This window comes from Trueperaceae bacterium (assembly GCA_031581195.1).
GTDB lineage: Bacteria > Deinococcota > Deinococci > Deinococcales > Trueperaceae > SLSQ01.
This window is the reverse complement of sequence record JAVLCF010000022.1, coordinates 1-11,142: the sequence shown is the minus strand read 5'-3', so window position 1 is coordinate 11,142 and position 11,142 is coordinate 1. Positions and strand designations below refer to the sequence as shown.

Below are 11,142 nucleotides of genomic sequence, written 5' to 3'. Positions count from 1 at the left end.
GGGGGCGCGGTGGAGGATGCGCACCGCGACGGCGTACAGGGCGCGCTTCTCCTCCAGCGAGAGCGACCCCCAGGCGCTCCCGAGCCGCCGCGCCAGGCGGCGCAGGGTCCGCGTCCAGGTGGCGCGGTCGCCGCCCGCGACCGGCGCCGGACGGAGGCGCTCGGGGAGGGCGGCGAGGACGTCGTCGAGGGGGGCGTCGCCCGGCACGGCGTCAGGCGCGGCGGCGGTCGAGCGCCAGCGCCAGCGCGACGCCCGCGACGGCGACCGCGGCGTGCAGTGCGATCCACGCCGTCGCGCCCGGCTCCCACGGCAGCACGACGCGGAACAGGTCGCGTTGCGACAGCAGGGACGTCGTCAGGTGCGGCGCGATCAATAGGGCGGGCGAGAGGACGAGGGCGAGGGCGCGCCAGCCGTACTCGAGCCCCAGCATCGCCAGCAGGTTCCCGCTGAGCACCACCGGCAGCATCACCAGCCAGTCGGGATCCCCCCCGAACAGCCCGACGGGGGGCGCGAGGAGGGCGGCGACGTACGCCCAGCCCATCCCGCCGAACCCGAACGCCAGGTAGGCGGCCGCGACGATGCCGGCGCTGCGGAACGCCAGCGGGAGGGGGGCGACGGCGAACACGGCGGCGACGAGGAACAACGCCGCGCCGGCCGCGAAGGCGCGGCCGGGCGGAGCGGGACGGATCATGCGGGCCTCACGGGCGCATCGTAGCGCACGTCGTTCAGGCGGCTCCCTCGCGCTTCAGGCGCGCCTCGATCTCCGGGAGGCGGCGCAGGAACGCGCCGGTCGCCGAGCCCTCGGTGTCCGCGACCTGCTCGGGGGTGCCGGCCGCGACGACCTCCCCGCCGTGCGCGCCGCCGTGCGGCCCGAGGTCGACGATCCAGTCGGCGGTCTTGACGACGTCGAGGTTGTGCTCGATCACCAGCAGGGTGTTGCCGCCCTCCGCGAGGCGGTGCAGCACCCCGAGGAGCTTGTCGACGTCCTCGAAGTGCAGGCCGGTCGTGGGTTCGTCGAGGATGTACAGCGTCTTGCCGGTCCCGCGCTTGCCGAGCTCCGACGCCAACTTCACGCGCTGCGCTTCGCCGCCCGAGAGGGTGGGGCTGGGCTGCCCGATCTTGACGTAGTCGAGGCCGACGTCCTTCATGAGCTGCAGCTTGCGGGCGATGCCGGGGATGTTCTCGAAGAAGGCGAGGCCCTCCTCGACCGTCATGGCGAGGACGTCGGCGATCGACTTGCCGCGGATCTTCACCTCGAGCGTCTCGCGGTTGTACCGCGCGCCCTTGCAGACCTCGCAGGGGACGTACACGTCGGGCAGGAAGTACATCTCCACCTTGACGGTGCCGTCGCCCTTGCACGCCTCGCAGCGGCCGCCCTTGACGTTGAAGCTGAAGCGGCCCGGCTTGTAGCCGCGCTTGCGGGACTCCGGCGCGCGGGTGAACAGGTCGCGGATCTCGGTGAAGATGCCGGTGTACGTCGCGGGGTTGCTGCGCGGGGTCCGCCCGATCGGACTCTGGTCGATCTCGATGACCTTGTCGACGTGTTCGGTGCCGAGGATCTTGTCGTGCGCGCCGGGCGTCGCCTTCGCGCGGTACAGGTCGCGCGCCAGGGCGCGGTGCAGGATGTCGTGCACCAGCGTCGACTTGCCGGAGCCCGACGCACCCGTCACGCACGTCATGGTGGCGAGAGGGATCTCGACGTCGACGTCCTTGAGGTTGTGCTCGCGCGCCTTCTTGATCACCAGTTTCTTGCCGTTGCCCGGCCGCCGGGACTCCGGCAGGGCGATCGCCTTGTCGCCGCGCAGGTAGGCGGCGGTGAGGCTGCCGGCGTCCTTCTCGAGGTCCTTGGGGGCGGCGCTGGCGACGACCTCGCCGCCGTGCACGCCCGCGCCCGGCCCGAGGTCGACGATCCAGTCGGCGGCGCGCATCGTGTCCTCGTCGTGCTCGACGACGATCAACGTGTTGCCCAGGTCGCGCAGCCGAGTGAGGGTGGTCAGGAGCCGTTCGTTGTCGCGCGGGTGCAGCCCGATCGAGGGTTCGTCGAGGACGTACAGCACGCCGGTGAGGCCGCTGCCGACCTGCGTCGCGAGGCGGATGCGTTGCGCTTCGCCGCCCGACAGGGTGTTCGCCGTCCGGTCGAGGCTGAGGTAGTCCAGCCCGACGTCCTCGAGGAACCCGAGGCGGTTGCCGACCTCGCGGACGATCGGCCGGGCGATCTCGCCCCCCGCGCCGGGCAGGTCCAGCCCGCCGAAGAACGCCCCCGCCTCGAGGACGGTCATGTTGGAGACGTCGGCGATGCTGCGCTCCGCCACCGTGACGGCGAGGACCTCCGGCTTGTAGCGGGTGCCGTGACAGTGGCTGCACTGCACCAGGCTCATGTACGCCTCGAGGCGTTCGCGGGCCGCTTCGCTGCCCGCCTCCTTCAGGCGCCGCTGGAGGTTCGCGACGACCCCCTCGAACTCCGCTTCGAAGCGCATCGTTTCGCGCCCCCCGCGCCGGTAGACGACCTCGATCGGCTCCGTCGAGCCGTGCAGGATGACGTGTTTCGCGTCGTCCGGGAGGTCGCGCCAGGGCACGTCGACGTCGAAGCCCATGTGGTCGGCGAGCGCCTTCAGGCGGTCCCAGTAGAAGACCTTCCCGCCGCCGTCGTTGGCGCCGGTCCACGGTTGGATCGCGCCGCGCGCCAACGACTTCGATTCGTCGGGCACGATGCGTTCGGGGTCGAACTGCTGCAGGAACCCCAGCCCGCTGCAGTGCGGGCAGGCGCCGTAGGGGCTGTTGAAGCTGAAGACGCGCGGCTCGAGCTCCTCGAGGAAGGTGCCGTGCTCGGGGCAGGCGAAGCGTTCGCTGAACAGTTCGTCGTGGCCGTCGTCGGGCAGGAACACCCGCATGAGGCCGTCGCCGCGCGCGAGCGCCAACTCCGTGGATTCCGCGAGGCGGGCGCGGTCGTCCTGCGTCAGCTTCACGCGGTCGACGACGACGTCGATGTCGTGGTTCTCGTAGCGCTCCAGGTCGGCCTTGATCGCTTCGTCGACCGTGAGGACGGTCCCGTCGACCCGCACGCGGGCGTACCCCTCCTTCTTGAGGTCCTCGAACAGCTTCTTGTACTCCCCCTTGCGGCTGCGGACCACCGGCGCGAGCAGCATGGCGCGCTGGTCCGCGTAGCGCTCCAGCATCCGGTCGACGATCTCGGTGGGGGACTGCCGCGCGATCTCGCGCCCGCATTCGGGGCAGTGCGGCGTGCCGGCCCGCGCGAACAACAACCGCAGGTAGTCGTGGATCTCGGTGACGGTGCCGACCGTGGAGCGCGGGTTGTGGCTGGTCGTCTTCTGGTCGATGCTGATCGCCGGACTGAGCCCCAGGATGGCGTCGACGTCGGGCTTGTCCATCACGCCGAGGAACTGCCGGGCGTACGCCGACAGGCTCTCGACGTACCTACGTTGGCCTTCGGCGTAGATGGTGTCGAAGGCGAGGGTGGATTTGCCGGACCCCGACACGCCGGTGAACACGATGAACGCGTTGCGCGGCAGCGTGAGGTCGACGTCCTTCAGGTTGTGCTCGCGGGCACCGCGGATCGTGAGGTCCTGCAACGGATGGCCTCCCTGGGGGCGGAATCGAGGCGCGCGATCACCGTCCGCCTCGCGCGTCGGGGCTGCGCGCCGGAGCGCCGGCCCACCGCGTAAGCGGAGCAGTCTACCAGAGCGGCCCGGGCGAACCGTAAGCCGGGCGGGAGAGCGGGGCGGGGGGCCCGCCCGGCGGGCGGGCCCCGCCGACGGGGTCGCGCCCGACGATCTCCTCGAGGGTCACGTCGACGCCGCGGCGCGTGACGCCGGAGCGGACCGTCACCTCGCCGGCGCTGCGGCCCTCGAAGTCGCCGGCGTTGCGGACGCCGTCGCCGTTCTCGTCGCTCCAGACGTGCACGACGTAGACGCCGGGTGGCACGTCGAGGGCGTAGTCGCCCAGCACCCCTGGCGTTTCGCGCGTCCTGGTGGCCTCGAAGGTCCCGCCGTCGGTGCGCCGGCGCGCCTCGAGGCGCATGGGGCCGGACAGCGGCGGGCGCTCGGACTCCGCGATGAGCGCGCCGGACCACGTCGCGGCGTCGCGCCCCCCGTCCACCTCGAAGGTCGCGTCGAAGGCGTAGGTGCCGGCCTCGTCCAGGGCGCTGCGCCGCAGCGCCACGTCGAGCGTCGCCTGCGCGCCGGGCGCCAGCGCGCCCTCGCGGGGGGCGAACGTCAGGAGGTCGTCCGGCAGCGGGGCGGGGTTCGCGTCGGCGCCCGCGACGCCGTCCAGGCGCCAGTCGAGGGGTTCGTCCCCGTCGTTCGTCAACGTCAGGGTGGCCGCGTCCAGGTCCGTCCCGAAGTCCAGGCGGAGGGGATCGAACGCCAGCGCCCCGGGCCGCGTCGGGAGCCCGCCGTCGCGAATCGCGAGCAGCGCCGCGCGGGCGTCGACGAGGCCGGCGCCGCACGCTTCGCTCCCGCCGACCGCGAACCCGCAGGCGGCGTCGGAGAGCGGCGTGGCGGTCGCGGTGAGGGCCCGCTCCGCGGCGGCGCGGTCGAGGCGGGGGTCCAGCGCCTTCATCAGGGCGACGACGCCGGCGACGTGCGGGGCGGCCATCGAGGTGCCCGTCGTACCGACGTACGCGTTTCGGTCCCCGCCGTAGGGGCTGGTGCTGTAGATGGGGTCCGTCCCGTCGCCGCCCGGCGCCATGACGTCGATCGATGCGCCGTGGTTCGAGTACCAGGCGCGGTCGCCGTCGCGCGTCGTCGCCCCGACCGCGATCACGCCGCGGCAGCTGGCGGGGCTGGTGGTCCCGGCGTCGACCGCCTCGTTGCCGGCGGCCACCACCACGATCGCGCTCTGCGGCGCGGACGCCTCGATCCGGTCGAGGGCGTCCTGGAACACCGGGTAGCAGCTGCCCTCCCCGCCGAGGCTGAGGTTGATCACGTGCGCCGGATCCGGGTTCGTCGGGGCGTCGTCGGTCGCCAGCCCCGCCGACCACGTCAGCGCGTCGGCGACGTCGAAGACGGTGCCGAGACCGTCGCCGTTCAGGGCGCGGGCGTTGAGCAGCCCCGCGCGCCAATCGACGCCGGCGACGCCCATGGCGTTGTTCGTCGACGCGCCGATCGTCCCGGCGACGTGCGTGCCGTGACTGAACGCGCTCGGGTCGTACGGGTCGGCGTCGCGCCCGTCGCCGTCGCCGGCGGTGGCGGCGTCGCTCACGAAGTCGTACCCGCCGATCACCCGGTCGTACAGGTCGGCGTGCGACGCCCCCGGATCCCCGATCCGGACCGCCATGCCGCTGTCGACGACCGCGACGACGGTGTCCGCGTCGCCGGTCGTGACGTCCCACGCGCCGGGCAGATCGAGGGCGGGGTAGTGCCACTGGTCCGGGTACAGCGGGTCGTTCGGGGTGCGGAGGGTACGCACGAGGTAGTTCGGGTGGGCGTAGCGCACGTCGGGCCGTTCGGCCAGGGCGGCGGCGAGGCGGAGGGTCGCCTCTTCGTCGGCGCCGGGGGCGTCGTAGCGGGCGACGTCGAGCGCGCCGATGCGGCCGGTGCGGCGCAGGGGGGTGCCCTGCACGCGGAGCGTGCCGGCCGGCCGGAGGCGCGGCCCGCCGGCGAAGCCGACGACGATCTCGCCGGCCCGGAAGGGCGGGGCGTCGTCGGCGATGACGCGGGCGGAGCGGACGCTGCCCTCCAGGCGACCGGGGTCGGGCGCCGGCGCGCCGATCTCGCAGGCCGCAAGAGCGAACGCGAGGGCGAGGAGGGGGACGGCGACGCGGATCCCGTGGGGAGACCGGAGGGGCGAGGCGGACGGGGGGGCGGGGCTCGGGCCGAACACGCCGTCACGGTAGCCCGCGCGTGCGACGGCGAGCGTCCCCCCGTGCGGCCGGTCGGGGGCGGGGGTGCTATCCTCCGCGCATGCCGCAGATCGATCGCATCAGCGCCATCCTGGGCCTCCTCGCCGGCGTCGGCGGGGCGATGGCCGTCCTGTTGTTCTGGATCATCGCCGCCCTCGCGTACGGCAACGGGGCCGGCCTCATTTCGCAGGTGGAGCTGTCGGGCGCCTGGCTGACCGGCTTCTGGGCGTACCCGTTCGTCACCTTCGCCGCGGTCGCCGCCGCCGCGGTCGCCTTCTTCGCGAACGCGAACGCGATCGCGGTCGGCGTCTCCGGCCTCCCGGTGGTGCTCACCGTCGCGTACTACGTGGCGCTCGTCAGCTTCCGCTGACCCGCCGCGCGGGCGCCGGGCTCCCGGGTGGGGGTGGGGTTCACGCCAACGCGTCGCGGAGCCCGCTCGGCAGCGCGACCGGGACGCCGCCCGCCGCCGCCTGATCGGCCTCGAAGGTCGGCAGGATCGCCTGCGGGAACGCCCCGTCCTCGACGGCGACGTCGAACACCCGCACCGGGCCGTGCGCGTGCAGCGTGGGCGTGGCGAGCAGGAGCCCCAGGAGCTTCCCGGCGTCCCACGGCGTCCAGGGGGTACCGGGGTCCGCGTCGCCGTACGTCCGCATCAGGCCCTGCCCCTGCCGGACGAGGTTCTGCTCCGAGAGGTCGAGCGTCGCCGAGGCGTGCTTGATCATCGTGAGCGTCATCGGCGGGCCGATCTTGTGCCACAACCGCTCCAGGGGGGAGCCCATCACGCTGAAGCGCGGGTGGCCGTCCAGCGTGCCGGTCGGGTCGGCGGCGTGGATGCGGAGCTTCGACGCGAGGAGCGCGTCGAGCTCCCGGAGGACCGCCTCCGGGGTCGCGTCGTCGAGGTCCGTCGGGTCCACCGTCCAGGTCATCTCGACGTTCGTGCCGACGAACTGCACGGCGTGAATCGTCACGCGTTTGGGGGCGAGCGGCATGGCGTGAACGATACCGGCGGGTGGGGGGCGGGGGCGTCGTCCGGTTCGTCAGAGGAGATCGTGGGTGAGGTCGTGGAGATCTTGGGCGCGGACGCCGCGTGCCTCGAGCGCCGCGCGAAGGTCGCGATCGACGATGGGTGCCACGGCGACGGGTTCGATCGTCCATCCTCGGTAGCGAGGGACGCGCCTCAGGAGCGCGTCTGTGCTCGCCTGGAGGGCGTCGAGGCTGGGAAGGAGGCGTCCGGCGTCTCGCTTGACGGTCCCGACGCGGAGGCGGCGCTCGTCGGCGTGGGTCGCGACGAGATCGATGTCCGCGTCTCCGCGATTCCAGAACCCTCCCACCGCCTCGCCGAGCGGAAAATCGCCGACCCCTTTCCGGCTGCGCTCCTCGTACAGCGTCCGGACCAAGCGCTCGAGACCGTACCCCTCCACTCTGCGCAGCGCGTCGTCGGCGCGCGCGACGAGGTCCGCTTCGGGGCGAAACGCGAGGGCGCTCGTGGGGGCTTGCAGAGCCCCTAGCCAACTGCGGAGGAAATTGTCGCGGACGTAGTAGCGGCTCTTGCGTGCCTTCGCAGAAGCGAACATGGGGTGGCGTCGCTCGATCATGGCGAATCGTTCCTCGAGCGCCTTCAGGTAGCTTGCCACCTGACGGCTGTCGTCCGCTTCGGTTCTGCGGACGTGATCGACGAGGTCGCCGTGCGTGCACCCGGGATGGCGGGCGACGTACTTCAGGACCGTGTCGTACCGGCCACGGAGTTCGGCGAGGAACCACCGTTCGGCTTCGGATCGCAGCGGAGAGGACGAACGGAAGAAGAGGGCCGACAAAGCGTCCCGTCGGTCGGCGGCGAGGACGCCCTGTTCGAAGGCGTCCCGGTAGAACTTCGGGATCCCCTCGAACAGGTTCCAGAAGAACAACAACCGGTAGGGGTCGGGCGTGGCGTGGTCGGCGAGGATGCGGAGGACGCTGGCGACGTCCAGGTGGTGGAGTTCGAGTTCGTCGGTGGTGCGCGCGTAGAGTGGAGCGCGGCGATCCTCGAGGAGGGCGACGAGGTCCGCGTGGATCGACCCGAGCACGATGAGTCCGCCGACGTTCGGGCGTGACGTGGCGGCCAGGTCGTCGACGACCGCCTGTACGTGGGAGGTCAGGGGGGCGATCGCGGCACGATTGGCGTACTGGAACTCGTCGATGGCCACGACGTACCCGTGTTCGACGAGGGTACGCACCGCTTGGGCGAGGCCAACGAGCGTGGTCGGGGCGGACACGACGTCGTGGGGAACGTCGAACACGTCGAGCGCATCGCGAAAGGCCGCCAGCACGCCGGTTGGGCCGGCATCGGGGAGTTGGACGTACACCACCGGGCGACGCGGGCGACGCTCGAGGACGTGTCGCACGAGGGCGGTCTTGCCGATCCGGCGACGCCCCGTGATTCGCGCGAAGAACCAGCGCTCGCGGTCCACCATCCGGCCGACGAGATCCCGTTCTTCGTCGCGTCCGTAGAACCTCCACTCCACGTTTGGAGAATAACATAAAAAAAATTATGTTGCGGGGATTCTGCGCGGCGACGCCGCCTGCGACGGCGTTTCGCCGCGTGCCCCCTCCGCGCGTGCGGGGGTGGGCCGCGGGCCCGTCGGACCGGCCGTGCTAGCCTCCGCCCAACCCACCGGGGCGAAGGCTCGCCCCACACGCGCCTGCGCGCCCCCGCGGCGCGCCCGAGGAGGACGCCATGGCCCGCACCTACGCCCATCGCATCGGAGGGCGCGACGTCGCCTCCGCCACGACCTTCGAAAGCCGCAACAGCAGCCGCCACGACGACGTCGTCGGGGTGTTCCCCGAAGCCGGCCCGGACGAGGTGCGCGCCGCCTGCGACGCGGCGAACGACGCCTTCCCCGCCTGGTCGGCGGTGCCGGCGCCGGTCCGCGGGGAACTGATCGGTACGATCGGGCGCGCCATCCAGCGCGAGAAGGAGAGCCTCTCGCGGCTCGTGTCGCGCGAGATGGGCAAGACCCTCAAGGAGGCGCGCGGCGAGGTGCAGGAGGCGATCGACACGTGCGCCTTCTTCCAGAGCGAGGGCCGCCGCCTGTACGGCCAGACGGTCCCCAGCGAAATGCCGAACAAGGAGCTGACGACCTACCGCCGCCCGTTGGGCGTCGTCGGCATCGTCACCGCCGGCAACTTCCCGGTCGCGGTGCCCTCCTGGAAGATCATCCCGGCCCTCGTCACCGGCAACACGATCGTCTGGAAGCCCAGCGAGGACGCCCCCGCGTCCGGGTACGCCTTCGTGCGGCTCATCGAGGAGGCCGGCGTGCCGGCCGGCGTCGTCAACGTCGTGTTCGGGGGCGGCAAGGACGCCGCCGGGCAGCACCTCATCTCGATGATGGACGAGGGGCGCGTCCACAAGTTCGCCTTCACCGGCTCGACCCGCGTCGGGCGCGAGGTCGGCGCGATCGCGGGCCGTAACCTGCTGCACCCGACGCTCGAGCTGGGCGGTAAGAACCCGCTCGTCATCCTCCGCGACGCGGACCTCGACAACGCGGTGCACGGCGCGTTGTTCAGCGCGTTCGGGACCGGCGGGCAGCGCTGCACCAGCGCCGGGAACGTGATCATCGACGCGCCGATCTACGACGCCTTCAAGCGTCGCTTCCTCGAGGCGGTCCGCGACGTGAAGATCGGCGATCCGCAGCTGCACGAGGACGTCCTGTACGGACCGTTCATCAACCGCCGCTTCTACGAGCGCTGGGAGGAGCACTACGCCTGGGGGGCGGAGGACGGCGCCACCAAACTCTACGGGGAGGGCCGCATCACCGAGGGCAACGCCCCCGCCGGGTGGGTGGGCGACCCGACGACCGGCTACTACGGCTGGCCGACCGTGTGGGAGGACGTCACGCCGGACATGCGGCAGTTCCGCGAGGAGATCTTCGGGCCCACCATCAACCTCGTGAAGGTCGACGGCGTCGACGAAGCGATCGACGTCGCCAACGCCGTCGACTACGGCCTCTCGAGCGCCATCTACACGCAGGACCGCGAGGGGGCGTACGCCTTCAAGTCGCGCATCGAGGCGGGCATGACCAGCATCAACAACACCACCAACGGCGCGGAGGCCCACATGCCGTTCGGGGGCACGAAGGGCAGTGGGAACGGCACCCGCGAGTCCGGCATGTGGGTCCTCGAGGCGTACACCTGGTGGCACGGCGTGAACGACGACGTCTCCGGCACGCTGCAGTTGGCGCAGATGGACACCGGCTACGTCGACCCGGGCGACCCGGTCGACGTCGGCGACCTGTTCTAGGGCGCGGCGACGTCCAGGCGCACCGTGCCCGCCGGCCCCGCGTCGAGGGTGACGGTGCCGCCCGCCTCCCCGTCGCGGACGACCGCGACGACCCGCCCGGGGCCCATCCCGGCCGGCGTGACGTCCCGCGCCCACGCGCCGGGGCCCGCCTCGACCGTCAGGGGCGGCAGCGTGCCGGCGCCGGCGTTGCCGACGACCACGCACCCCACCTCGCCCCGCCCGAGCGTCAGCGCGGTGCGCGCGGCGTGCAGGCGGGGCGCCTCCACCGCGCCGGTCGCGACGTCGAGCAGCGCCTGGGCGTCCGCCCGGGTCGTCGCGCCGTCGCCGTCCAGGTCGAGGTGGCGGCCCTCCGCCCGGAGGGGGTCGTCCCCGACCGCCTGCAGGGCGGGCGCCTCCACCGCCCGGAGCGCCCGCAACGCGTCGGCGGCGGTGACGGCGCCGTCGCCGTCGGCGTCGCCCAAGCGCCGCAGGTCGCGGGCGGCCACGTCGCACGCGACCGGGTCGCTCGACCAGGTGAGCCGCACCGCGCCGGTCTCCGGCGCGGGGTCGGCGGCGTCGGCGTCGGTGTAGCCGTCGACGACGACCGCGTACGGCGTGCCGCCGCGGGCGGTGAACGTCACGCGGCTGGTCATCGTGGCGTCCCCCGTCGATTCGTCGTCGTCGTACGCGATGGGCACGAGGGCGTCGAGGGCGGTGCCCTCGTACACCGCCAGGACGGTGTCGAAGTCGCTGCCGCGGGTGTCGAACGTCGCGCGCGTGGTGGCGTCCGGCGTCCACGACCACCACACCGACGCGCCGGGCGGGACGTAGTACGTCGGGTCCGGTTCGCCCGGTTCGCGGCTCGCGAGCTCGGTCGTGCCCGTCACGACGCCCGACGCCCCGTCGAGGGCGATGCGGTCGGCGAACGCGTCGTTCGGTGGGGGCGACGCGACGGTGAACGACGCCGTCGCGACCGCGTTCGTTTCGTTCGCCTCCGCGACGTCCCCGTCGGGGTCGAGGGCGAAGC

General features: G+C 72.8%; 9 protein-coding genes. 2 read left to right on the top strand and 7 right to left on the bottom strand.

The window, feature by feature from the left end; genetic code table 11:
* The 4 genes from RI554_03395 to RI554_03380 all read right to left on the bottom strand — a co-directional run.
* A partial coding sequence (locus RI554_03395) for a hypothetical protein (protein ID MDR9391054.1) occupies positions 1-207 on the bottom strand: 207 nt, incomplete at its 3' end.
* Between the two features lie 4 nt (positions 208-211).
* On the bottom strand, positions 212-691 hold the full coding sequence (locus RI554_03390; GenBank protein MDR9391053.1) for a hypothetical protein: 480 nt from the start codon (positions 689-691) through the stop codon (positions 212-214).
* A 34-nt stretch (positions 692-725) separates the two neighbouring features.
* Positions 726-3,590, bottom strand: coding sequence for an excinuclease ABC subunit UvrA (uvrA, locus tag RI554_03385; protein MDR9391052.1), 2,865 nt, complete (start codon positions 3,588-3,590; stop codon positions 726-728).
* Between the two features lie 103 nt (positions 3,591-3,693).
* Complete coding sequence (locus tag RI554_03380; GenBank protein ID MDR9391051.1) at positions 3,694-5,841, bottom strand: S8 family serine peptidase; 2,148 nt, start codon at positions 5,839-5,841, stop codon at positions 3,694-3,696.
* An 80-nt stretch (positions 5,842-5,921) separates the two neighbouring features.
* On the opposite strand from RI554_03380, the gene RI554_03375 reads away from it, so the two are divergent.
* A complete protein-coding gene (locus RI554_03375) occupies positions 5,922-6,230 on the top strand; it encodes a hypothetical protein (GenBank protein ID MDR9391050.1) in 309 nt (102 codons plus the stop codon).
* A gap of 40 nt (positions 6,231-6,270) precedes the next feature.
* Here RI554_03375 and RI554_03370 read toward each other — a convergent pair whose 3' ends face one another.
* Positions 6,271-6,849 carry a hypothetical protein gene (locus tag RI554_03370; GenBank protein MDR9391049.1) on the bottom strand — a complete coding sequence of 193 codons (579 nt, stop codon included), beginning with the start codon at positions 6,847-6,849 and terminating at the stop codon, positions 6,271-6,273.
* A 48-nt stretch (positions 6,850-6,897) separates the two neighbouring features.
* Positions 6,898-8,361 (bottom strand): hypothetical protein, encoded by a 1,464-nt coding sequence (locus RI554_03365; GenBank protein MDR9391048.1) that lies wholly within the window; start codon positions 8,359-8,361, stop codon positions 6,898-6,900.
* Between the two features lie 212 nt (positions 8,362-8,573).
* Here RI554_03365 and RI554_03360 point away from each other — a divergent pair, with 212 nt between their 5' ends.
* On the top strand, positions 8,574-10,136 hold the full coding sequence (locus RI554_03360) for an aldehyde dehydrogenase family protein (GenBank protein MDR9391047.1): 1,563 nt from the start codon (positions 8,574-8,576) through the stop codon (positions 10,134-10,136).
* On the opposite strand, the gene RI554_03355 is transcribed toward RI554_03360, so the two are convergent.
* The coding region (locus tag RI554_03355; protein MDR9391046.1) for a dockerin type I domain-containing protein at positions 10,133-11,142 on the bottom strand (1,010 nt) is incomplete at its 5' end. The genes RI554_03360 and RI554_03355 overlap by 4 nt on opposite strands.